General features: G+C 67.4%; 20 protein-coding genes. All 20 read right to left on the bottom strand.

Translation table 11 applies throughout. The features are described from left to right. Positions 1–18: 18 nt before the first annotated feature. Positions 19–6,780 carry a hypothetical protein gene (locus tag SOM08_RS06230; protein ID WP_322470298.1) on the bottom strand — a complete coding sequence of 2,254 codons (6,762 nt, stop codon included), beginning with the start codon at positions 6,778–6,780 and terminating at the stop codon, positions 19–21. Then, the gene (locus SOM08_RS06225) at positions 6,780–8,567 is read right to left on the bottom strand and encodes a hypothetical protein (protein ID WP_322470297.1); all 1,788 of its coding nucleotides are present in this window, start codon (positions 8,565–8,567) and stop codon (positions 6,780–6,782) included. The genes SOM08_RS06230 and SOM08_RS06225 overlap by 1 nt, the downstream gene beginning before the upstream one ends. Positions 8,568–8,573: 6 nt before the next feature. Then, on the bottom strand, positions 8,574–9,068 hold the full coding sequence (locus SOM08_RS06220; RefSeq protein WP_322470296.1) for a hypothetical protein: 495 nt from the start codon (positions 9,066–9,068) through the stop codon (positions 8,574–8,576). Positions 9,069–9,070: 2 nt separating this feature from the next. Beyond that, positions 9,071–9,526: a hypothetical protein gene (locus SOM08_RS06215; RefSeq protein WP_322470295.1), complete on the bottom strand. Its 456-nt coding sequence runs from the start codon at positions 9,524–9,526 to the stop codon at positions 9,071–9,073. Next, a complete protein-coding gene (locus tag SOM08_RS06210; protein ID WP_322470294.1) occupies positions 9,519–11,819 on the bottom strand; it encodes a hypothetical protein in 2,301 nt (766 codons plus the stop codon). Before SOM08_RS06210 ends, SOM08_RS06215 begins: the two co-directional genes overlap by 8 nt. Continuing rightward, positions 11,816–12,460 (bottom strand): hypothetical protein, encoded by a 645-nt coding sequence (locus SOM08_RS06205; RefSeq protein WP_322470293.1) that lies wholly within the window; start codon positions 12,458–12,460, stop codon positions 11,816–11,818. Before SOM08_RS06205 ends, SOM08_RS06210 begins: the two co-directional genes overlap by 4 nt. A 49-nt stretch (positions 12,461–12,509) precedes the next feature. After that, positions 12,510–13,958: a hypothetical protein gene (locus SOM08_RS06200; RefSeq protein ID WP_322470292.1), complete on the bottom strand. Its 1,449-nt coding sequence runs from the start codon at positions 13,956–13,958 to the stop codon at positions 12,510–12,512. Between the two features lie 16 nt (positions 13,959–13,974). Further along, positions 13,975–14,463: a hypothetical protein gene (locus SOM08_RS06195; protein WP_322470291.1), complete on the bottom strand. Its 489-nt coding sequence runs from the start codon at positions 14,461–14,463 to the stop codon at positions 13,975–13,977. Positions 14,464–14,473: 10 nt separating this feature from the next. Then, positions 14,474–14,779, bottom strand: coding sequence for a hypothetical protein (locus tag SOM08_RS06190; protein ID WP_322470290.1), 306 nt, complete (start codon positions 14,777–14,779; stop codon positions 14,474–14,476). Between the two features lie 56 nt (positions 14,780–14,835). Next, positions 14,836–15,120 (bottom strand): hypothetical protein, encoded by a 285-nt coding sequence (locus SOM08_RS06185; RefSeq protein ID WP_322470289.1) that lies wholly within the window; start codon positions 15,118–15,120, stop codon positions 14,836–14,838. A gap of 14 nt (positions 15,121–15,134) precedes the next feature. After that, entirely contained in the window at positions 15,135–15,614 is a 480-nt protein-coding gene (locus tag SOM08_RS06180) for a Bbp16 family capsid cement protein (protein ID WP_322470288.1), read from the bottom strand. A gap of 31 nt (positions 15,615–15,645) precedes the next feature. After that, on the bottom strand, positions 15,646–16,644 hold the full coding sequence (locus SOM08_RS06175; protein WP_322470287.1) for a major capsid protein: 999 nt from the start codon (positions 16,642–16,644) through the stop codon (positions 15,646–15,648). A 20-nt stretch (positions 16,645–16,664) separates the two neighbouring features. Then, positions 16,665–17,303 carry a hypothetical protein gene (locus SOM08_RS06170; protein WP_322470286.1) on the bottom strand — a complete coding sequence of 213 codons (639 nt, stop codon included), beginning with the start codon at positions 17,301–17,303 and terminating at the stop codon, positions 16,665–16,667. Continuing rightward, positions 17,300–17,584: an endopeptidase gene (locus SOM08_RS06165; RefSeq protein ID WP_322470285.1), complete on the bottom strand. Its 285-nt coding sequence runs from the start codon at positions 17,582–17,584 to the stop codon at positions 17,300–17,302. The genes SOM08_RS06170 and SOM08_RS06165 overlap by 4 nt, the downstream gene beginning before the upstream one ends. A gap of 55 nt (positions 17,585–17,639) precedes the next feature. Continuing rightward, entirely contained in the window at positions 17,640–19,343 is a 1,704-nt protein-coding gene (locus SOM08_RS06160; protein ID WP_322470284.1) for a portal protein, read from the bottom strand. After that, positions 19,343–19,786 carry a hypothetical protein gene (locus SOM08_RS06155; protein ID WP_322470283.1) on the bottom strand — a complete coding sequence of 148 codons (444 nt, stop codon included), beginning with the start codon at positions 19,784–19,786 and terminating at the stop codon, positions 19,343–19,345. Before SOM08_RS06155 ends, SOM08_RS06160 begins: the two co-directional genes overlap by 1 nt. 2 nt (positions 19,787–19,788) lie before the next feature. Then, positions 19,789–19,914 (bottom strand): hypothetical protein, encoded by a 126-nt coding sequence (locus SOM08_RS06150; protein WP_322470282.1) that lies wholly within the window; start codon positions 19,912–19,914, stop codon positions 19,789–19,791. 153 nt (positions 19,915–20,067) lie between these two features. Beyond that, complete coding sequence (locus SOM08_RS06145) at positions 20,068–21,690, bottom strand: terminase (RefSeq protein ID WP_322470281.1); 1,623 nt, start codon at positions 21,688–21,690, stop codon at positions 20,068–20,070. Beyond that, the gene (locus tag SOM08_RS06140) at positions 21,687–21,827 is read right to left on the bottom strand and encodes a hypothetical protein (protein WP_322470280.1); all 141 of its coding nucleotides are present in this window, start codon (positions 21,825–21,827) and stop codon (positions 21,687–21,689) included. The genes SOM08_RS06145 and SOM08_RS06140 overlap by 4 nt, the downstream gene beginning before the upstream one ends. Next, positions 21,817–22,449: a hypothetical protein gene (locus tag SOM08_RS06135; RefSeq protein ID WP_322470279.1), complete on the bottom strand. Its 633-nt coding sequence runs from the start codon at positions 22,447–22,449 to the stop codon at positions 21,817–21,819. The genes SOM08_RS06140 and SOM08_RS06135 overlap by 11 nt, the downstream gene beginning before the upstream one ends. Positions 22,450–22,472: the final 23 nt, after the last annotated feature.

Genomic DNA, 22,472 nt, shown 5'->3' with positions numbered 1-22,472 from the left:
TGCGGATAAGCGCACGCCCTACTGCCGGCTCTCCGGACTCACAGCCCCGGTCAGCAGGCCTCGCGCGAGGTCGAGGCCATCGGTCGGCGCGACGCGGTCATCGGCTACGCCAGCGAGGTAGCCCAGCGGGCGCGCTGCAGCGTAGAGTGGAAGGCCAGTTGCCAAGCTGATGGCGCTTGCCACATCGCGCACCGCCGTGCGCGCGCTACCGTCCTCCGCCAGGGCCTTGTAGACCGAGTGCGGCGCGCCGACCGAGCTTTCCAGCAGGCTCACCGCTGGCGACAAGCTGATGCGGTCGTCGATCGGGTTGCCGTTGAAGCGCGCGAAGCCGGCGTTCACGGCCTGGCCCACGAACGGCACCATGGCGAGGCTGCCCTTGATCGTGCCCATGCCGATCACGGCGGCGATCCAGTCATCGAGATACCACCCGTCTTCATCGTCATCCTCGGGCCCGCCGCGAAACGCGATGGCGATGGCCTCCGCGACCCACATCGGCACCAGCATGCCCATGGTCACCACGTACAGCGCCTTGCCAGCGCCACGCTTGAGGCCCACGTCGCGCGCGATCTTGGTCAACTCCGCGCCGTTGGTGTTGGCCAGCATGTTGAAGTAGCTGACGAACTGCGTGAACATGCGCAGGGGTGCCGGGCCGGTCTCGATGCGGCTCACGTCCTCGGGCAGCGTGCTGCCCTGGGTCTGGCGCACCGCGGCGTCACCCGCCTTGATCGCGTCGGCCTCTGGTTCACCAGCCTCCAGCGCCTGGTTGTAGGCGCCCATCCACACGATCGGCGACATGACGTTGTCCACCGCCGCCTGCAGGAAGTAGGCGTGGCGCTGAGACCAGGCCTGCGCCTTCTCGTAGGTCGATGGGTTCAGCAGGATGTCGTTCATCGCGTCGTTGATGGCCGCGATCTCGTTCTGCATGCGGTCGCGCATGGCGATCGAGTGCTCGGCAACGAACTCCGCCGTCTTCTTCGGGTTGGCGACGTACTGCGCGGCGGCCTGCAGCAGCAGGCGAGGCCGAACCTTAATGGCCGCGGTCGCAAAGCCCGTGATCTGCTGGGCCGTGTTCGAGACGTTGGCGAACATCAGCGCCATCCCTGCGCGGTTGCGCATGGCCGACAGCACCCGGGAGATTCGCCCGTCGCCTGCGATCGGCGTTTCCACCTGCTGCCGCGCGGAGCGGTTGAGCCAGGGGATGAGCGCGCCCTCGTAGGCCGCCGGATCGATCTTGGACAGCTTGTTGCTCACGCCTTTGTCGCGCAGCAGGCGGTTGACGTCACGCACCGCGGGCTCCATGTGGCTGAACAGCAGCACCTTGTCGATGTGCTGGCCGATGGTGCGCAGGTCCAGGATCAGCGGGCGGTTGTATTCCACCCGCCCCTTCGTGAAGCCCCGACTCGTCGAGGGGAAGGAGAAAGCCATGTTCTCGTTCTCCATCTCGGCCAGCCGGCGCAGCGCGGCGTCGGTGACGATGCGCGGATCGGCCTGGGCTGGCGCGTAGCCGCCGCGGTAGGCGCCGAACGGGGTGTCGATCGCGTTGGCGGTGATCTCGTCGAAGTAGCGGCCGAACACGTCGCGGTGCGCCTTCTGCGCGATGGGCTTGATCGATTCCAGCAGATCCCACACGCCCTGTGCGAAGTCGTAGTGCGCCTTGCGCAGCACGCCGTCGCGGTGCATGCGCTCGATGAAAGCGTCCCAGCGCGAGGTGTCCAGCGTGCCGTCTGGGTTCTCTATCGCCCACCGGCGGCCCAGCAGCAGCTTGCGCTTGTTGCTCTCGTTGCCGGTGTGCAGGATGGCGTGCAGCAGCTCGGCGTGGCCGATCCCGTTGTGCCCGCGCCCGAAGGTGTAACCCAGCTCCGGCGCGGCGACCTCGCCCTTGCGCAGCGCGGGCGCCACCTGGTTGACCAGCACCTGGTACTGCTTGCGGAACTTGACGCGGTCGGCGCGGTAGCGGTCAGCCGCCGCCTTCACCGGGCCGTACACCAGCTTCGTGAAGGCACCGCGCCCGCCGTCCATGGCCTCGGCCCACTGCTCCATGCGCCGGGTGATGGCTCGCGCGCTCTGCAGCCAGCTCTTGCGCTCCTCCTCCTTGGTGATGGCGCTGCGCTCGCCAGGAACCTCCTTCGGGACACCAACGGCCTCCAGTCGGCCGACGATTCGGTCGGTGGCATCTTTCAGGTCCATGAGATTGCCGTCCACCTCCATCTGGCGGGAGCGGCGCGCGAGCTGCTGCATGGCTTCGATCTCGGCCACCAGGGCGTCGAGCTCGTCCACGGTGAGCTGGTCGTAGGGCTTGGCATTGGCCAGCGTGGCCTCGACCGGGCCCTTCAGGACGGCATACATCTCCGGGTCGTTTCGCTCGACTGTCTCCAGGTACTCCACCGCCGACTTCCCGATGCGCGGCGCGAGACCGTAGGCAGCGAGGATCGAGCGGGTGGCGGCCACCACGTCAGGGTCATACCCGCGATCCACCAGGCGCTCGGGCGTTCCCCGAAGCACCCGGCGGAACAGGTCTTCGGCCTTCTGGACCTGGTCCTCTGCCTCCTGCAGGGCCCGGTACACCTCGTGGTTGAGCAGTTGGTCCTGCTTGGCCTGCACCGCTGCCATGGTGTCGCCGGCTGCGGTGGCGCGCGTCCATTCCTTCGCGGCGCGGCGCTCTGCCTGTAGGTGCGAGAACGCGGCCGACTTGAGGTCGGCAATGCGCTTGCGCCCCGCAAGGTCCACCGCGAACTGCCGCGCAGCCTCCAGCGTCGCGTTGACCGTCATGAACCGGCCGCCAGCGTCGAGCTGCCCGGTGCTGCGCCGGTTGTTCGACAGATCGCGCTGGGCGGCGAGTTCGGTCGCCAGCGCCCGCGCGCGCGCCTCGTTGTGCACTGCCTCGATGGCCGCCTCCTCCACCGCGCGCTCATCCACCAGATCGCCGTAGCGCTCCAGCATGCGTTGGTCGGTGAGGTCCTGGACCACCGCGCTCATGGGCCGGGCCTGCAAGATGGCGCGCACGAGGGCGTCCCCGCTCTCGAAGCCGAACATGTCGGCCGCGACATCGGGGTGCACGCCCTCCTTGCCGGCCATGCGGCGGTCGGTGAGCGGCTTCCAGTCCAGCAGCGCGTACCGGTCGCCATCGCCCATGTAGAGCGACTCCAGGCCGTCGATGCTGAGCTTCGTGTCCTGGCGCAGCCATTGCATTGCTCGGTAAACGGGTTGCTCGCCGACCTCCGCCCGGGCCTCGGCCTCGATGCCCTTGCGCAGGCTTCGGGCCTTCGCCTGCATCTTGCTGATGGCCTTGGATCGAGCATTCGTCGCCCACTTCATGTCGCGCAGGCTGCGCGCCTGCAGCTTCTCGATGGCCTCGTCGGTGGCCTGTTGGTCGGGCGACATGCGCGCCAGGGCGTGGGCCTCGGCGATCTGCTCGTCCACGGCCAGCATTCGATCCATCACGCTGCGCACGTCGTCGCTCAGACGCAGGTCGCGGCCCTCGGCGAACTGTTGCAGGGAGCGATACACCCGCACCAGGAAGTTGCGGAACTTGCGAAAAACCGCACGAAGGTCGCGGCTGGGTGCCCGGCCTTCCAACAGGTACTGTTCGAACGACTCGGCAAAGCGCTCGTGGTGCGGGCGTTTTTGCTCCAGCGTCATGGATCGCCAGGTCGGTAGGTCAGGAACCCCGAACCACTCCAGCACCGTCTGCATGTCAGCCACCACGTCGGCCGGGGCGTCGGGCATGGCTGCGACGTCGGCCATCACCTCCCAGAAGAAGTGCCCTGTCTCGTGCAGGAACGTGGACAGATCGGCGTTGTCGTTGAGCGTGATCAGCAATTTGCCGGGGTGGAACGTCCCCCGTGCTCGCTGTTCAAGGGTTTCCCCGAGGGTTAGAATGGAAGCGTTCCCAGGAGGTGTTTCGATGAAATTCCCCGACTCCTTCCCCCCAGGCAGCAAGTTCGTCGCCGACTTCTCTGGCGATGAATTCGTCCGGTTCCCGGACGGGTCCTGGTTCAAGGCATCCGACGACGGTGCCTCGCTCGTGCCGCTCCCCCGCATGGCTCCCGAAGGACCCCGCTCCGGCGCCCCTATGTCCGAATCCGGGTTCATCGCCGTGGCGGCCAAGTCCCGCGCGTTCGCTGCCCGCAAGGCCGAAACCTCGAAAGCCGCCGCGTAAATCGCGGCCTGCAGCGCCTCCAGCTCGCCGCGCCGCGCGTCTCCTTCGGGCAGGGAGCGCGACATCTCGTAGAGCTTGTGCCCGCTGTCCTTCGCGACCAGCATTTCCGGCACGTTGACCTGGATCTCCGCTTCTACCCCTTCCTCGGTGCGCACGTTGATGAGCGCGTCCCGATAGCCAGTCGGAAGCGGGTCCGTGAAGCGATTCTTCACCCGCACCACCTCAAAGCGCTGCGCCACGGCATCGATCGCCTCGGCCACCTGGTCCGGGCTATTCACCACGATGGTGGCGCGCAGTAGGTCGCGAATCTGGTCCGGCTGTGGCTCCCCGTAGACCTCGACGGTGTCGCGCATGAGCTTCACCGCGGCGCGATCGAATCCCTTGACCTTGCCCAGCAGCGGCTGGTTGCCGAACCCCTCGTTGATTTCGCGCACCGCCTGGTCGAAGGCAGGTTTCGCCTCGGTTGCCGCCTCCAGCATGGGCGTCAGGATCTCGCGCGCCTGCGCGACCTCCTCCGCGCTCAGGCTGTCCGTCGCCCGTGCCTTCGAGTACGAGCCCAGGGCCTGCTGCACCGCCGCCAGGGTGTCGTCATCAAGGATGTCTCGCAACAGCTCGCTCTCGCGCACCACCGGCGACTGGGCTCGGCGTTGCAGGGCAACGATCTCCCGCGCGACTTCAGCGGCGGCGGCCTGCGGATCCTGGCCAGCCGCCGCTCGATCCTGCACGCGCTGCTGGAATGCCGCCTCGCCCACCGCCGCGACGGCCTGGGCCATCACGTCCGACATGGGGATTCCCATCACGGCATCGATTTCCTGCGCACTGGGCGGCAGGGAGGGCTGTTCCAGCACAGCCGATGCCGGTGCCTGACTCTGGCCTGCCACACGCAGCGGGTAGCGCTGGTAGGCCTGCAGCGCATTGATGCCCAGGCGCTGGCCCAGCACGGCGTAGAAGTCGCGCACCAGCGTGGCGTAGGCGTCGTTCACCTCGGTGCCAAACCGCCCGGCCGCATTGAGTTCGCCGAGGATGGTTTGCTTCACAGTATCGGCGACGGCCTCGGCCTGTACGGCGTCCGTGGCCTGCTGCATGACCCGAGCCGCCTCCTGCTGGATTAGGCCCTGGGCCTCCAGCGCGGCGGCCTGGGCCTCGGTGGCGGTGAGTGCATCGGGCGACATGCGCACGCTGTTAACCACCGCCTGCTCCAGGCCGGTGCCTGGCACCGCGGTGAGCACATCCGCCAGCTTGATCTCAACCGCGCTGTTCGTGGCCAGGGCATCGGCGAGTTGCTCGGCCAGGCCGGGTATCTGCCGCAGCACCTCGGGCGGCATCTGGTTGAGCACCGCGGCGTCGATGTAGACCGACTCCGTTCCGGCTTGCCGCGCCATCTCGGCCATGGTTTCCCGGAACTGCGCCGGGTCGCGCTCGCGCAGCTTGGACTGCGCGGCGGTGGCCAGGAGCCGCTGCACCGCGATGGCCTGCTGGCCGGCTTCGGTCTGCGCGAGCTGGTCCTGCAGGTAGCCGTTGAGCGCGGTGTCGATGCCCTTCGTGAGGGCCACATTGCCGCCAACGCCGATGACTGTGGCGATCAGCGTCTCGGCCGCGGCGCTGGGTCGGTCGGCCAGGTAGTCACGAAACGAGCGCTCGGGGTTGAGCACCGCCCACTCGTTCATGTCCTGCAGTACGGTGGCGATCTGCTCACCTGGCACTTCCAGGGCGATCTGGCGGCCCAACATGCGCACGAAGCCGGTGTCGACCGCGAGGTCCCCGATCAGGCGCTGCAAAGGCAGCCGCTCGGTGGCGTACTCAATGGCCGCGTCGGACGCGCCGTAGACGAACGACGAAAGCTGCGACACGCCTCGGTCGCGCGCGGTCTGGTAGGACGATCCGAACGACTCGGCCACCATGCCGGTGAGGGCTGCTGCCATGCCTGGGGGGCCCGCAGCCGCCAGCGGCAGGTACTTGCTGTTCTGCACGAAGGACTGCACCCCGGACGAGACGCCGAACACGCCGCTGGTGGTGCGATCTGCGATGGCCGTCTGCCCCTGGGCGATGCTGTCGAACCCCTCAGCCAGGCGGCGCAGTGGGTTGCCGCCGATGCTGGTGAACTCTTCGAGGAAGTCGAACGGCACCGCGAGCGTTTCAGCCACCGCGCGAAAGGCGCCCGCGCTCGCCGCGCTGCTCCGGTGAAAGCCCGCCTTCAGGTCGCCCTGCAGACCGCCGCGCCCGTCAGCGCCCATGAGGTAGCGGGTCGTCGCCTGGACTCCACGCTCGATCTGGGACAACACGCCCACGTCGTCCTTCGCCATCTCGGTGAAGGAGGGGTTTGCCAGCTTCGCGCGCAGCACCGGGGAATCGGCCGAGGCCTCCCAGATCTCGCGGAGCTGAGCCACTGACTTCGCTGCGCCCTCGTCGGTCTCCACGACCGCGCGCGGCATGCCCGTCACCTGCGACAAGTAGTTGAGTTGGGCGGCGCGCTCGGGCGTCGTGTTGGCCGTAGCCGTCAGCGAGCCGCGCACCGCACGCTCCTGGCGGTCCTGCTCGACGAGGCTGTCGTAGAGCGAGGGGGCGGCGTTGGGTTGCTGGGGCTGAGGTTGTGCGGTCAGTTCGTCGTAGATGGTGCCCATCACTTCGCCTTTTGCTGCCGGTACTCGTACCACCGCCGCATGACGGTGATGTCGTCGCTGGGGTGGCCACGCTCGCGGAGGAAGCGCTTCATGTCGGCGAAGTCCTGCGCGGGCACGTCGGAGACGCGCAGCTGCACGTTGTTGTTGGGCCCGACATTGATGTATCCGCGCTCCGCGACCTCGGTCGGGTCCGCCTCGATTAGTCCGACCTCCCGGTCAGGCAGCCACGGGCGATCGATGGTCACGCGAGCGCTCACCACCCCTTGAGCGACGGCGCGCTTCTCTTGGTTGGTCAGCTCGCGCTGCTTGCTCTTCTGCTCGGCCGCGATAGCGTTGTCGATCGCGTCGCGCGCGCGGACCACCACGGCAGCACCAGCCTTGTTCTTGGTGCCTGGCTTGGGGTCGTACCCAGCCGACAGCAGCACCTCGTTGAACATGTCGTTGTCGAAGGTAGCCCGTGACAGCTTGGCCTGGTCCCCCTGGTAGTCCTGCCAGGCCTTGGCGACCTTGGCATAGTTCTTCTCGCCCAGTGCCGGGCGCAGGGCCAGCACCTCATTGCGCGAGAGGCGCGCGAGCGTGTTGGGGTCGGAGTACAGGATCGCAGCATCGGCGGTTCGCTGCTCCTCAGCGCGCTCAGCACGCTCGCGGTCGGCGATCTGGTGCGCCTGCGCGGCGCGCCACCGGTTGGTCTGCTGCTCGGAAAATTGGTCGCGCTGCTGCGGCGTCATGCGTTGCCAAGCGGGCGAGGCCTGAATCTGGCGCATGCTGCGCCCATTGTTCAGCAGGTCATAGGCACCCTGGATGCCGGCGGCCTGTTCCTCGGTCTGGCGGCGATTCCACAACGTGACCGCGCGGTCAAGTTCCTGCCGGGCGGCTTTGAGCGCGTCGGGCTTGCCGTCGAAGCGCTTCACCAGGTCCGCGTCGATCTGGTCGTAGGGCACCGCGTCGTAGTAGGCCTTGTCCTTCATCGTGGCGCGGAACACGTCGCGCGCGCCGCCTGCGCCCTCCTCGGCGTCCACGGTCTGAGCCAAGCGTGCGCCGATCTCTGCGCGCTGCGAGCGGGTGAAACTCTCGGCCACGCCAGGGCGCTCGAAATACTGCTTCGCGCGCTTGGGGTCGGCCTGCATCAGGCCCACCACCACGTCGGCGTGGACCTTGCCCACGTTTGTGCGGATCGCCTCGTCGATCGCCTCCGATGGCAAGCCCTTGCGCACCAGATACTCGCGCGTGGCATCGGTGATCTTCTTGATCGACGTGTTCAGTTCACCGTCGTTACCAGCGATGCCGAAGCCCGCAGCGTCTCGGGCTTCACGCGCGGCCATGGCTTCGAAGGCCACCTGTCCGACCCGGTCAGCCTGCTCGACCTCGAACGTCCCCGCGCGGCCGGTGGCCTGCAGGCGCATGCGCGACAGACTGCGGCTCACCGCCTTCTTCGTTCGGTCGTCAAGCTGGTCGCCGTAGGTTTGCGCCGCCTTCGTCCACCAGTCTTCAACCTCGGCCCGGTAGCCGGCGGCCTTCTCGCCCTGGCGATTGGGCAGGGTCTGCTCCTCGAAGAGCTTGAACTCCTCGGCGATCTTGTTCTCGACGTCGAAGGCCTTTTCGAGGGCCCGCTTCTCCTGCAGCCGATCGAGGCCTATGCCTGCCTGCAGGGCGCCACTTCCCAGCGCCTCAAGCTGACGGCCCTGGACACCGCCGAACGCCGCGTCGCTGCGAACTGCCTGCTGCGGCACGATCTGCAGGGCTTCGGTGCGGACCTGCGGGCCTCGGGATACGGGGACGGTCGCCATGTGCCCTCACTTTTGATACCACCGGCTGGCCACCTGCCCGGCCCCGGTCAACAGCGTGGTGCCGGCGGCCATCAGCGGATTGATGCTGCGCGCGGTCGCGCGCTGCATGTTCGCCTCACCGGTGTAGTTCGCGCCCTGATTGCGGATCGACCACGCCTCCCTCCGGGCGTTGTTGCGCGCGGTGTTGGTGTCGGTCAGAGCGAAGAAGTCCGTCTGGTCCTGTAACTCGGCCGCCGTGCCTTCTGCCAGGTCAAGGCCGCGCGCGGCCATACTGGCGCGCTGGCTCCCCTTGAGCATGTCGGCGTTGCGTCGGATGGCCGCCACCTCTTCCTCGCCGCGGCGCGTGGCGTCCTGCGCAGCGTACTCGGACAGCGTGGCGTTGTTCGCCGCGACCTGGGCGTTGTAGCCCGCCAGGGCCTTTTGCCCCTGCGCCTGCTGGTAGCTGCCGTAGGCGCCGGCAGCGAGGCCCACGCCCATGAGGATGGTGGTCGGTTCGCACATGGTCAGGCCTGCATCTCGAATCGGTGGAACGGCGCGCCTGTGGCGGGGTGCGGCTGCGCGGGGTGGAAGGTAAATCCGGCTCGGCGCAGCCAGCGCACCGCGAACTCGTTGTCGGCATGCACCATGTTCACTAGGTGGGGGTAGGCGCGCAGCATGGCGCCAATGTAGGAGGGGGCCAACCGCATAAGCGCACGTCGATGCCGCGTCACCAGGTCCGTGCCCAGCAGCCAGGGTGCCGCCACGCCGCACACCAAGGACAGCGGCGCCAACCCCAAGATCGCCGCCACGCGCCCGTCGATGAGAACAGTGGCCATGTGTGTCGAGCAAGCCAGGCTGTCGGCGATGGCCTTGCGATGGTCCGTGTGGCCACTGCACCTCAACTCCACGCGGTCGGCCGCGCGCAGGTTGTCGGCCAGCTCGTCCACGTGCGCCGAGGTGGGCTGGACGGTTTCAACCACCGGTGGCTACCTCCAGCGTCATCGCGAGGATGCTGCAGGGCAGCGGCTCGTCCTGGCGCACGCACACGCTGCCGTCGGTTCCCCAGTTGCCCGGAACTTGAACGCGCACCTCGGCCGTCTTGAGCGAAGGCGGCGAATCGAAGGGATCGGACACAGAGCGGGACCGGTTGGGCACCAGCTTGTCGAACGACACGCCCACCTTGAACAGCGACGTCTGGGTCACGCGCAGGCTCACGGCCTGTACGTTGCGCAGCATCCCCTGGCCGGCTGCCTGCATGCCTTCGAAGGCGATTGGCAGCGTCTCCAGGTCGGAGGTGTACGGAAGGCCAGCATGCACCACCGATGCCGCCTTCTCCAGGGTGATGCGCCCCCCTTCCACGGTCTGATTGGGCTCCACGGCACCATCGGCCAGGATGCGCACTTCCTGCCCTTCCAGGTGCCACAGGCCGCGCACCGTGGTGGTGGGCGCCCCCTCGTAGGTGCCACCGCAGTCCACGAAGTAGGACTCGTTCAGGTCGCTGAAAACCCTGTTGGCCAGGCGCTCGATGTACTTGGCGGTGCGCCCGCCCAGTTCCCGCTCCACCACAACATAGGTGGCGTCTTCAATGCCTTCGGCGACGGTGCACACGCTCTTGAAGCTCCCGGCGGTTTCATGCTGGTGCCAGCCGTAGACCTGCTGTTCGGGCACGTAGGTCATGCCCAGCAGGCGCCCGTCGCTGCGCACCGACCAACACACCTGATCCGGGGCGCGGGAATAGGCGAGCTGGTGGATGGTGTACCCGTTGAACAGGTGAGGCGCCATGATCGACATGTCGATCGAGCGGTAGCTGCCACTCGCCGCCTCCCCGCCATAGGCAAGCTCGCGCACGCGAGAGCCCTGGGCCTGGACATACAGGATGGAGCCCGACGTCACCACGGGCTGCACGTTGCTCGCGCCCGAGTAGCCCATGGGCTTCACCGACAACGAGGTGGGCGTGATGGCCGGCTCGTTGTCGGCGAAGATCCGCCATTCCCCGCCAGCGGTCAGCGCCATCAGATCGGACAGCGGCACCAGGTGACGGATGCGGTTCTGCTGCAGCGCGGCGACGCGAAACTCCAGTCCGTCGTCGGCTTGGCTGGGCACGCTGCTGGTGAGGTTGGACTCGGTGCCGTTGCGCGTGGCGATGATGGTCTGTGGCCGCAGATTCGTGCCGGCGAAGAACCGGCGCTGCTCGTGGTAGGTCACTGCGCTGGGGTAGTCGTTCGCCCCCGTGTTGAGCGTGATGAGGGACTCTGGAGGCGTCTTGCCCGTGTCCGGCAAGACGTTGTCATCGATGATCGATAGCCCCGTGGTCTGGCCCAGAAACCCCCAGGCGCCGCCGCGTCGCTTGTAGACGTTGTAGCGACCCGCGCCCACGACCGCAGACCAGCTCACCGTGTTGTAGTTGCCAGCCAGAGTGAGGTTGTTGTTCGTCGACACCTGTCCGGGAATCAGGGACTCGGTGACGCCATCTGTGGACACGGCCGTGACGGTGTAGGCGTGGGGAGATAGGTTGCTGCTCACCGCGATGGTGGGCACCACGCCGAGGCCACCGGGCGCGGCCAGCGTTGGCGCGAAGCTCACGTTGGTCAGTGTCCAGTTCGTCGCCCCCAGCCGCGCGAGCTGTTTGGCCGGGTAGCTCGGATGGGTGAGCGTCAGGACGTCGCTGTTCTGCGCGAAGTGCAGATCGCCCAGGTGGTCGCCGTCGTAGGGGGTCGCCAGCGTGTACGCCCGCGATGCCGTACCACCGCTGGTGTACGCCGGCATGGCCGAGGTGTTGATCGGGTTGCCCGCCAGGTCCGTGAGCTGGAAGGTGTTGGCGCCGGCGTTGACACCGGCCACCTTCACCCATCGGCCGTTGAGGTCGGTCATGCCCCCGATCGAGGCCAGGAACATCCAGTCGCCGTTCGACGGATCCGCGCCGGTGTAGGTGAGCACGCCCGGGTTGGCCTGCGTGATCGCGGTGATGGGCAGGCCCGTCTCGACGAGGGTGGACCCCTGGGTGTGGAAGCGGATGTACTGGTGCCCGAACTCCAGCACCATGGTCTGCTCGGCGCTGAAGGCGAACGGGATCAACCACACCGGCTTGCTGCTGTCGCGCGCCTCCAGCACGTGGCGAGTGCCCGGGCGGCGCACTGCCGGCCCGTGAGGCAGCGTGATGAAGTTGAGGGCCTTGCGCAGCCCGGTCTGGAACTTGGTCAGCTCGAACCGGCCGAACAGCTCAGGTGTGATTTCGCCGCCCGCGAAGGAGCGCCACAACGTCTTGGTGCTCATCGCGCCCCCAGGTGCGAGGGAACGTGGTCAACGCGCTCGTGTGAACCGCGGGCGGCCAGGGTCGCGGCCTCGCTGCCTTGGGCGATAGCAAGCTGGCGGTAGTTCTGCGCCGCCTTGGCGCCATCGGCTCCCCGAACCATGGGGCCGGCGAGGTAGCTGGCCAGCAGGTAGCCCAGGGCCGAGACGAAGGTGGGCGTGTAGCGCGTGGTGTCCACGACGTCACGCAGGTACAGCAGCACCGCGTCCTCGACGTTGGTCAGCAGCACGCCGCTCTCGACCTCGAAAGTTGCGCTGTCCGACTCGTTGAACAGGTCAGCGCTGGAGATCCGTCCGTTGGCGAGATCCCACATCAGCGATTTGGCGATCTGCGGCGTCAGCACCCGCACCGGCCGCAGGCAGTCGGAAGGCACCTGGTAGGCGAACGCCCAGACGTCGCTCGGGTTGCTTACCTGAGCCACTGCTTGGCGCTGCAGGGCAAACGGCCAGGCGAAGCGCTCAATCAGCTCCTTGCGCGCGATCGGATAGAACCGCTTGCAATAGCCAGCCTCGGTGCTCCCGTCGGGCGGGTCGATGCCGGAAATTGTGTTGTCGTTGCCCAGGTGGGCCAGCGCGGTATTGCAGATGTCGACGGCTGATGCCATGGCGATCTCCTTCGGCTCAATGTAGGAGCGGGGTGCCCCGATAAGCGCACTACCGGCGCCGGATCCAGACCACTCCTTTGCCGCCCTTGAAGGTGCCCGTGTACTCAACCCCTGTAGGCCCATAGGTGACGCCCTCACGAACGTCCGCCGGGTCCGGGTAGCCGCCAGGCACGGTGACGGTGGCGTCGAACTGCGCGGTCAGCGTGGTGGTCTCACCGACCGCGCTGAGCATCACCTGCGTGGCGCCCAGCGCTTCGGCCATTGCGATCGCCTCGGCGAGCGAGGTCGAGATCACCACGCCGCCAGCCAGGCTGTCGCCTACTGCCACCGCTTCGCTGATGGACGCGGGCATGACGCGCCCGGCCATGAGCGCGGTGTCGGGCGTGACAGGCTCCGCGAGCGCCGCCCCAAACACACCCAGGCCGATGAGGGCGTCAGCCAGCGCCGCGTTCTCCGCGAGCGCAGCCTGCATGACGTGGGCGGCCACCAGGCTGTCGGCCAGCGTGAGCGCTTCGCTGAGCACCTCGTTGTAGGTTGTCCCGCCCCCGGTCACGCTGCTCGCGTACTGGTCTGCGAGGGTCACGGCGTGGCTCAGTGCCGCGGCGAACTGCTGCGTCCCGCCGAATCCGTCGCCCGTGCTGATGCCCTCGCTGTACGAGGCCGCCATGACACGGGCCACGCTGAGGCCATCGGCCAGCACGACAGGCTCAGCGCGCACGCTCACGAACACCGCTGTGCTGCCCCGTGCGTCCGCCAAGGTGACGCTCTCGGCGCGCGCGCTGCCAAAGACGGCTGCCGCTGTGCGCGCATCGGCCACGGTGACCGCCTCGCTGACGCTCTCGTTGTAGGTGGTGCCGCCGCCTGCGGCGTCGTATACCGCGATGAGGCCCAGGGTGGGGTAGCTGTTCGCCGGGCCGGTGATGGACGTGCTTGAGCCGGCGGGAGCGGTGCGCGTGTACACGCGGCCCTTGTCCGCGTTGGTGACCTGCTCACTGCCCTGCTGGGTCCAGTCGGTGATCGCGCCCAGCGTGCCGCCGCCATCGCATCCGGTCCACGCGACAACCAGGTCGCCCGGCTGGGTCGAGGTCGAGCGGGTGAGCGCGCCCGTTGCGTTGCCGACGCATTGCGGTCCGAGTGCGTTGGGCGGCTCGAGGCGGAAGCAGTTGGCGCTGTCCGCCACTTCGAAGAACGCGATCTGACACGTCGGCCCCTCGGAATAGAAGCCGGGCTTCTGCAGGCGCACGGTTTGGGCGCCGGTGGCGTTTACCCGACCCCAGGCCAGGTAGGCGCCCATGTAGTCGGTCGAGCCCACGGCAATCAGGCCGTCGGTGGTGAAGCCGGACCCCGTGAACGAGGTCACCGCCTGTGAAGCGTTACCGTCGTAGTAGGTGCCGAAGACCGCCCAAGCCTTGGCGCCTGACGGTACGGTGATCCCGACGTTGCCCGAGTCGCCTGAGTTGCTCAGCGCAACGTTGACGAAGCCAACGGGCGTGGCCATGGGGTCGCCCCCTGGCTCAGCTTGCGCTGACGGTCAGCGTCACGTTGAGCGTGTCGCCAGCCACCACGCTGCGCGAGACGGCGAAGTCTCCGGCGCTGTACAGCAGGCCCGACGTGCCGGTGTTCACGCTTGCCACGAACGCGCCGGCTACGGTGGTAGGGCCGGCGACCGTGATACTGAAACTCACCGCCGTCGCGGTGTTGCTGCCGGCGGCCGTGGTGCCGAAGGTGATCGCGGGGCGGTTGCCCGTGTACGGGTTCACCTCGGCCCAGCCAGCGTGCGACGCCAGGGTGTCGCCCACCGCCGCCGTGCCCGTGCCCTTGAGGCCGAGATACCAGGCCGCCGTGTAGGCGGAGCCCTTGAAATACTTGTCGATCAGGTCCGTCTTGCCGACGGTGGTGACCAGGTTCTCGATGCGCTCGGTCCATTTGACCTGGCCATCGGCGCCGACGCACTCGACCTCGTAGATGAAGCGCGGGGCCTTGGTGGTGGCGTTTGCGTCCATGGGAATGTCCTCAGATCGACCGGCGCCCGGCCAGTGTCACGGTGATGTTGGTGGTGCCGTCCCCGCCGATGAGCCACGGCTTGAGAAAGACGGGCAGCTCGACGATCTGCTTGAGACCGCCAGACGAGAAAACGAGAGGCTCGCCACTGGTGTCGGTGAGGCGGTGGTAGGTCACGCCGTCGTTGCTGCCGCCGATGCTTACGCTGGCCCCACCGAACAAGCCTTCGACCTGAATCGAGCGGTCGGAGTAGACGGCGAGTCGCACGGATTCGCCGTCATCCCCTGCCAGCAACCCGGCCCAGGTGGTGACCGCCACATCGAGACTGGTCTCGAATGGGAAGGCGGTCTCTCGTGTCCGGGTTGCCACGGGGCTCAGGCGGCGGTGCCGTCGCCAGCCTCAGTCTTGCCCGCGCCCTTGGCGGCTTGCTTGCCACCGTGGACGTCGTTGAAGCTCTGCCCGCCCTTGGTCATCTCGCTCAGGGTCTGAGGCATGGTCGGCTTGGTCTTGCCCGCGCCCTTGGCGGCTTGCGCGGCCTCCTCCGAGCCAGCACGCACGAACCACGAGCCCTTGGTGCCGTCGGGAACCTCGATGGGCTCGGGCGACGGATACACCAGGTTGCCGGCGAAGAAGGCGGTCTTGACGACAATGACTTGCATGTCGGCCTCCCGGGTCAGGCCTGGAACGGCGCGTCGTAGGCCTTCCACGAGTTCGCGTCGAGCACCAGGAAGGCGTCGAACGAACCCGCGGTGATGGCCTGCGCGCCGGTGACCTGGCGGATGCCCACGTAGCGCTTGTAGGGCGTGTCGCCTTCCAGAGGAAGCTGCACGGCCAGCAGGCGCTTGCCCGGCGCCAGCGCCCCGCCGGCGTTGCCGCTGGTGGTGCTGGTGACGATGGCTGCGGTCATCAGGTGGTCCACCGGGTTGGTGGTCAGTGCGGCGTTGTCGGCACTGGTCAGCTTGAACTGGACCGTGCCGGCGCCTGCCGCGTTGATGCCGGCGGCGCCGACCTGGATGACCAGCATCGGGGCCTGATCGCCACCGAGGTCGCGAACGTTGCCGATGTCGATCTGGTCGCCGACGGTGTACGTGCCGGCGGCGCCGGTGTTGAGGGCAACGCCCTCCGCGAAGGTGGTGCGCTTGTCGGAAATCATGAGGTGCTCCTTGCGGTTCAGGGGGCTGCGGTCAGGCGACCACGCGCGACTCGGTGTTGAGAAGCGAGTCGGTGCGGCGCACGGGGATATCGTCGAAGGTCATCACGCGCTTGCCCTCGACCGTCTCCCAGGTGAGGTTGGTGGCGATCTTCTCCAGGATGCCCAGGCGCAGCTTCTCGCGGATGGTGCGGTTCACGTACCAGCACGCGCGCCCCTTCCCGAAGCTCGGGATGCGCTCGGAAGCCATCACCATCCAGGTGATGAGGTTCTTCGTGTTGGCGAGCGTGCTCAGCTCGGAGATGTCGATGTTCGCGACGCGCACGAAGTAGCGCCAGTCGCGCACGCACAAGCCGGCGTCCTGCCGGTAGTGGGTGCGGTAGCCCTCCATGCGGCCACCGTTGCCATCGACGTTTTCGATCGTGACCTGACCCTTGTCGGTCATCTGCAGGCCGGCCTTCGAGCCCTTGGGCACGATGCCGAAGCCGGTCTGAGGGCCCCACACGCACAGCCAGATCGAGGTCAGGTCACCACCGGAGCCAGAGAAGGCGTCGATGATGTTGTCCGCGTTCTGCGCCGACAGCGAGTTGAAGCGCGGGCCCAGGCCGGTGAAGGCTGCGGCTTCGCTCAGCTCGTTGCCGTAGAACACGGTGCGCGCGAGCTTCTGCGCGATACCCTCGATGTGCGCGGATTCCTCGGAGAGGCGGAAAGCGGCCGTGTTGCCGTTGAGGTCGGCCAGCGCCTTGTCGGTTTCGGCGTAGGCCTCCAGCATGCCGCACGTGTCGGTCACCTGCGCGGTGCCGCTCTTCGTGGGCTTCACGCCACCGTACAGCTTGCGCCAGGTGGGCTCGGGGATCTCAGTGCGCACGGTCGTCTTGTGACCGGTTTCGAGGTTGCCCTCTTGCCAGGTCATGTCCGTGAGAATCTCGTTCTCGGCATTCATGATCTCCACGATCTGGGCGATCTTGCCGTCGGGGTCCTGGCGCTTCGCGAGGTCCAGGAGGGTGGGATGGGTCTTTTCGAGCGCTGCCATTTGGCGGTCCTTTCAGGCCCTCAGGCCATGGTCGGAAACAGAATCTTTGCGGGGTCCTTCTCCGTTCCGGGCTCGCTCTTGCCAGACACGTGGGTGTCCGCGCTGACGAGCTTGCCGACCTGGTAGAAGAACTTCACGACGGCGGGGTGGCTGCCCAGGCCTGTGGCCATGAGCACATCCTTGAGCTCGGGCGTGCCGAACTTCGCCATCGCTTCCTTTGCGACTGCGACGCTGGCGTCGAACTTGGCGCCGCCGATCTCGGGATCGGCCTTCACCTGTTCAACCCAGGTCTCAACCGTCTGCGCGTGAGCCTGTTGCTGGCGCTGCAGCATCTGGGCGCCGATCTCGGCGACCTTCTGCGCTTGCTCAGGCTTGAGGCCGTACTCCTTTGCGAGGGCAGTCAGCGAGTCCGCGGCCGTCTTGTCGAGTTCCACGCCCTCGGGCATCTGGTACTCGAAAGCCAGTTCAGCGGGCTTGCCGTCTTCGCCTTGCTTGCCTTGGCCGTCCACGGCCGGCGCGCTCGCGCTCTGCGATTCGCCGGCTGCGGGCGCTGGGGCTGGCGCTGCAGAGGGTGCTGGTGCGGGGGATGCAGCCGGTGCTGCTGCGGCGGCAGGTGCTGCGGCCGGGGCGGCTGGGGCTGCGGTGTTCTCGTCGCTCATTGCTGGTGTTCCTTCAGCATTTGCAGGTACTCGTCCGGACAGTGCTCGGTGATGGCGCTCAGCAGGTGCAGACCAACGTTGCGCTGCCCTTCGTTGAAGATCGTTCGGTCGTCACCCGTGTAGGACGGCCGGTAGATGCCAGCGACTGCGAGCTGTCGCCACACGAACCGTCGACCACGCTGGTCCGACATCACCCACCTGAGATCCGCCACCTCGGCGGCCAACTCGCGGGCCTGCTCTTCGGCGGCCTGGCGCTGCTCGCTGTTGGTGAAGAAGTCCAAGAGGCTCAACTTGCGGGGGATTCTGGGGAGCGCGATGCGAGATAAGCGCACGGCCTCATAGCGCTGGCGAGGTGCCGTAGCCCTGCAGGCCTTCCATGACGTCGCGCATGTTGTCGACATCGATGTCGCTGGCCGACTTGGCGGCATCGACCATCGCCGGCATGGCCGCCGCCGCCTGTTGCGCGGCCTGCTGCTGGGCGCGCTGAGCACGGCGCTCCTCGGCCACCTCGTTGGGCACCACCAGCTCCGGGTTGACGCCGAAGATGTCGGCGTACTCGTTGACGATCTCGTCGGGGTTGAGCTTGTCCAGCACCTGCGGGTATGCCTGCGCGAGCTGGCCCACGGTGGAGACCATCCGGTCCATGCCGCCCGCGGCGACCATCTGCTGAGCCTGCGCCAGGACGGAGACGAACTCCACCTTCAGCTCCAGGCCTTCCAGCTCTGGAGGCGGCTGCAGGGCGCCCGTGAGCAAGCCCGCACGCGCGATGCGATCGAACGTCATGTCGATCAGTGGTGACAGCAGTTCGTTATGCAGCCGCTCCAGCACGGGGCCGAGCATCAGCAGCTTCTCTTCGTGGCGCTCAGCGATCTCGGTCGCCGTGGTGCCAGAGCGCGTGTCGTTGGCCAGCATCAGGAACAGGTCGGCGAAGTAGCCCTGACGGATGCGCTCACGCACGTCCTCGATGTCCACGAGCATGTGGGAGAGGTTCAGGTTCACCTCGAATGCCGAGCGGATGCCGGACCCTGGGCCCGTCGCATCCACGTAGAACGAGCCACCGGGCAAGCGCGACGAAGTGCCTGCCGACTTCAGCGCCGTGGGGATTTGCAGCGGCGGATTGACCTGGTAGTCAATGGCCTGCCCCTTGCGGAGCTGCTGCTGCTGCAGTTGGCGCACGTCACCCAGCACCATCATCCCGGGGCTGTAGCCGTAGACGTCATTGCCGGTCACGTCCCAGCGCGGGCACAGCGCGGGGAAGCGCTCGAAACCGGATTCGCGAAGCAGCTTGTCCCAGTTGTCGGCCGCCGGCTCGAAGTAGCACGAGGAGAACGGCATGTTCCTCGCGTCGCGCATCTTCACGTCGCGCTCGCGGCGCGGCTCGACCATATGCAGCACCGTGACCCAGGCGTCGAGCTTGTCGCTCGTGTACATGTTCTGCACGGTGTGGCTGCAACTCTCCTTGCCGAACTTCTCGACCATCTGGCCCACGGTCATCTGGAACTCACGGCACAGCGTGTCCACGATGCCCTTGGAGTTCGTCGCGATGGCGTACTCGCCAATGGTCATGGGGTAGTGGTGGATGACGTTCTCGAAGTCGTCCATCACGAAGTTGGCCCAGGTGCCGAACAGGCCCAGTTCGTCGTAGCAAGAGCGCAGCGCCAGGTAGGTGTTGCTCTTGGCGTAGATGGTGCGCATCAGCTTGTTGACGCCGTACAGCCAGGCTTTCACACGGCTGGACTCCATCAGGTCCGTGTCCTCCAGGGCCATCTTGAACCACGGCCGCGCCGGGCTGGTCATGCCCGACATCATCCCGGCGCTCTGCGTGCGCTGCGCCAGCATGGCCGTGTTGTCGATGATGTTCTGGTCGCGGCGCGTGCCACGGTTGCGGTCCGTGACGAAGAAGCGACCCAGGCGCGGCTGCTGGTAGCGGCTGATGTCCTGCCAATGGGGATCCCACGACGATCGTTCCAGCCACAGCGCTTCCTTGCGCTTGAGCTTGCGTTTGCGCCAGTCCACGGGCTTCTGGGTCAGGCCGTTCATCAGGCCCCCAAGAGCGAGGGCAAGCCCGCGCGCGTGCGCTTCACGGACAGGGCGTCTGCGGCGGTGCCGCCGGTCAACAGCGTTGAGGGCCCGCCTGCGCCACCGGTCGAGGCGCGCCGGCCCGGGGCCTGCGCTGCCTTGGCACCCTGACGGTCCCAGGCAGCGAGCTTTGCCTGGTCGGCATCGGCGCGCATCGCCTGGAACGAGGCCTCGCGGTTGGTTTTGCGCGCGGCCACCGAGAACGGATTGTTGGCGAAGGGTGATTTGTCGGCGGAACTGCCGGTCAACAGCGTCCCACCCTCGTCCAACTTCTTCTGGTTGGCGGCGTAGGCCTCCTGAAAACGCGCTTGACGCTCTTCATCCGTCCAACGTTCTGTGGGCGTCCAGGTGCCGTTCACCGGCTTGGTAGCCCAGTCGCCTCCTGGCTGGGTTGGCGTGCACATGCTCAGCCCCCGAGCAGCGAACCGCCGCCGGTGGACAGCAGACGGTTGTCCACGCCAGTGGGACCGGTGAGCAGCGTGCCGCCCGGAATGCCTCCGGCATCGGAGCGCGAGCGGCGCGTTGAGTTCATGTCGGGCGCCTTGGCCTCCTGCGGTGGCGGCGGAGGCGCGGGCGGCGCGGGGATCTTGGGCTTGCTGCCAATGCACACGGCGACTGACTCCTGACGAGGTGCGGGGGATCGACCTCGCGAATCTAGGAGCCCAACCAGGGGATAAGCGCACGCCTACATGCGGTAGGGGTCGTAGTCGAGCACCTGCTCGCGCGCGCTGTCGGAGCGCTGCAGGCTCGACAGCTTGGGGATGTCCATGTTGGCCAGCACCACCGCCGTGGCGCGGTCAGGGCTGCGTCCGATGCGGTCGATGATGTCGTCGCGGCTCTCGACCTTGATCGTGACGCCCGACAGCGTCCACTTCGGCGCGCACAGCTCCTTGAGCAACTCCGGGTCGGGTGGTAGCTCGGCGCCGGTGTCGTTCTCGGGATCGAGCACCTCTCGCATGTCCCACCAGATCTGACTGCGCAGGTTGAAGAACCGCATCCGGCCGGACTTGTCGGTCTTGTGGGACTTCTCGGCGACGTTGATGCCGTAGACGGGTTGATCGGCCTCCTGCAGCTTGTCGTAGGGGCTGGCGCCAACGCCGATCACGTCCAGCGCGATGGGCGCCTTGTGGCGATGGATCGCCATGACTAGGCCGGCCACCTTGCCGCCGTTGGGCGTACTGCTGCCGGGATGGATCTCCAGCTCGTCGAAGTACATCGGGCACTCCGGGTGCTTGTAGCGCGGGGCCAGCGTGGTGTTGTCCTTCCCCCCGCGCGCCACGTCAACACCCAGCAGCATCTGCTCGCCCTTGGGGCTGCGCTTCTTCCACCGCGCCATGGCCGCCTCCACCCAGGCCGTGGGGATCACCTGCCACGGGTCATCCTCAATGCCGGCCGCGAAGTCGCCGAACAGCATCTGCGAGCGCAGAGGCTCGGGCAGGCTCTGCAGCGTGGCCATGTAGCCGCTGTTCATGTAGTAGGGGTTATCCGTCACCCGCGCCGGGATGAACGTGCGCGACTTGGGCTCGATGATCTCCTCGGGCGTGTGCTCGGCCGGGTTGAAGTCGTAGACGATGCGCCCACCGATGAGCACGAAAGGCGCGCCGGTCAATGGCTGGCCATCGCTGTCCACCCAGGTGTCGCGAGACCCCCCGTTGCCGTTGGGCAGCATGGCGGCGTAGCGCAGTGCACCGGGCGCCGTGGGGTACAGGATGTGCTTCTTGTCCAGCCACGGGCCGAAGAAGTCGATCACCCATCGGCCGTCGGCGGTGGTGGGCGGGTTGAAGGTCATCAGCACGCGCGTGCGCTGCCCTTCCCTGTCGGTCCGGTTCCAGCCCATGACGAAGCGGACCTGCTGCTCGCGCATCTCGGTCACCTCGTCGAACACCTTGAGGTCGTGCGGGCGGCCCTGCCAGCGGCGTTCGTCGCCAGGGTTGTCCAGGCCGGCCAGCTCCAGCAAGCGATCGTCCGGCAGTTTCCACGCGCCCTTCTGCGAGTTGTAGCCGTCGGTGGTGCCGAGGATCTCCGTGACCCGCTGGACGAAACCCTCGGTCTGCGCCTTCTCGCGTCGCACCACGAGGGATCGCCGATGCTCGGTCGTGACCAGGCCGGCGGCCAGATCGGTCTTCCCCCCGCCTGCAGCGCCACCGTACCCGGTGATGTCCGCTTGCGCGTGGAAGGCCATCGTCTGCGGCCCAACCAGCGGCGCCCATGGCCGTTCCGTCAGGTCGGCCGCGATCAGCTCATCCAGCTCCCGCCGCTCCGCCTCGGTGAGGTGCGGCAGCAGGTGGCGGACCTGGTCGGCATTCACCCGAATGCCCCGAACACCCCTGCCAGGGTGAACACGACGAGGCCCAGGCAGGCCGGCACCGCGAGCAAGCCGCCCACGACCAGCAGGCCGATGTAGAACCTGTCCGCAGCGTTCAGCCGGCTGCGATCACTCGCCATGGTCACCCGCTGCAGCCTTGCGCTGGGCAGCGGCAGCCATGAGCGCAGCCACCCGCGCCGCGCGCTTCGTGGCGTCGATCTCGATCGGCCCACCGCCGGCACCGGTCTGCTCGATGCGCTCGGCGTACACCTGCTTTCGCCGGCCCCTGAGGATCAGCGACAGGAGTTGGTCGCTGTGCTTGCGGATGGTCAGCGGGACCAGCTTGCCGTCAGGCCCGCGCACTGGGCGCACGATGACGTCGCCCTTCTCGTCACGCTGGATGGCGCCCTTCTCGTCCAGCACCGGCTCGTACAGCCAGGCCAGTTCACCCTTGTGCACCACGGGCTCCTCGTAGCCGGTCACGGCGCGGCGGAAGGCCTCCTGTTCGGCGCAGTCGATGCCGTCTTCCATGGCGTCCTCGACCGCCTTGTTGAAGTCCGGGTCATCCTTGCGTGCGCGCCACAGGGTCATGCGCGTGATGCCGGCCGCCTGGCAGGCCTCGCGGACCACAGGCACGCGGCTCAGCGCCTCCAGGACGATCGGACGCCAGTCCACGGGCTTGGGGTTGCCGACGCGCTTCTCCTTTGCGGCGGGGCCTCGTCCGGCTGGCTTGGTGGTGGTCTTGTGGCTGGTAGTGGCCATGGCGCCAACTGTAGGAGCGCCAT

This window comes from Hydrogenophaga sp. SNF1 (assembly GCF_034421675.1).
GTDB classification, from domain to species: Bacteria; Pseudomonadota; Gammaproteobacteria; order Burkholderiales; family Burkholderiaceae_C; genus Hydrogenophaga; species Hydrogenophaga borbori.
The sequence above is the reverse complement of the archived record's forward strand: the minus strand, read 5'-3'. Positions and strand labels throughout refer to the sequence as shown.

Excerpts from the sequence above, each read along its gene's own strand:
- SOM08_RS06230 (WP_322470298.1), bottom strand. The coding sequence starts at position 6,780 with ATGGGCACCATCTACGACGAACTGACCGCACAACCTCAGCCCCAGCAA.
- SOM08_RS06225 (WP_322470297.1), bottom strand. The coding sequence starts at position 8,567 with ATGGCGACCGTCCCCGTATCCCGAGGCCCGCAGGTCCGCACCGAAGCC.
- SOM08_RS06220 (WP_322470296.1), bottom strand. The coding sequence starts at position 9,068 with ATGTGCGAACCGACCACCATCCTCATGGGCGTGGGCCTCGCTGCCGGC.
- SOM08_RS06210 (WP_322470294.1), bottom strand. The coding sequence starts at position 11,819 with ATGAGCACCAAGACGTTGTGGCGCTCCTTCGCGGGCGGCGAAATCACA.
- SOM08_RS06205 (WP_322470293.1), bottom strand. The coding sequence starts at position 12,460 with ATGGCATCAGCCGTCGACATCTGCAATACCGCGCTGGCCCACCTGGGC.
- SOM08_RS06200 (WP_322470292.1), bottom strand. The coding sequence starts at position 13,958 with ATGGCCACGCCCGTTGGCTTCGTCAACGTTGCGCTGAGCAACTCAGGC.
- SOM08_RS06195 (WP_322470291.1), bottom strand. The coding sequence starts at position 14,463 with ATGGACGCAAACGCCACCACCAAGGCCCCGCGCTTCATCTACGAGGTC.
- SOM08_RS06185 (WP_322470289.1), bottom strand. The coding sequence starts at position 15,120 with ATGCAAGTCATTGTCGTCAAGACCGCCTTCTTCGCCGGCAACCTGGTG.
- SOM08_RS06180 (WP_322470288.1), bottom strand. The coding sequence starts at position 15,614 with ATGATTTCCGACAAGCGCACCACCTTCGCGGAGGGCGTTGCCCTCAAC.
- SOM08_RS06175 (WP_322470287.1), bottom strand. The coding sequence starts at position 16,644 with ATGGCAGCGCTCGAAAAGACCCATCCCACCCTCCTGGACCTCGCGAAG.
- SOM08_RS06170 (WP_322470286.1), bottom strand. The coding sequence starts at position 17,303 with ATGAGCGACGAGAACACCGCAGCCCCAGCCGCCCCGGCCGCAGCACCT.
- SOM08_RS06160 (WP_322470284.1), bottom strand. The coding sequence starts at position 19,343 with ATGAACGGCCTGACCCAGAAGCCCGTGGACTGGCGCAAACGCAAGCTC.
- SOM08_RS06155 (WP_322470283.1), bottom strand. The coding sequence starts at position 19,786 with ATGTGCACGCCAACCCAGCCAGGAGGCGACTGGGCTACCAAGCCGGTG.
- SOM08_RS06150 (WP_322470282.1), bottom strand. The coding sequence starts at position 19,914 with ATGAACTCAACGCGCCGCTCGCGCTCCGATGCCGGAGGCATTCCGGGC.
- SOM08_RS06140 (WP_322470280.1), bottom strand. The coding sequence starts at position 21,827 with ATGGCGAGTGATCGCAGCCGGCTGAACGCTGCGGACAGGTTCTACATC.
- SOM08_RS06135 (WP_322470279.1), bottom strand. The coding sequence starts at position 22,449 with ATGGCCACTACCAGCCACAAGACCACCACCAAGCCAGCCGGACGAGGC.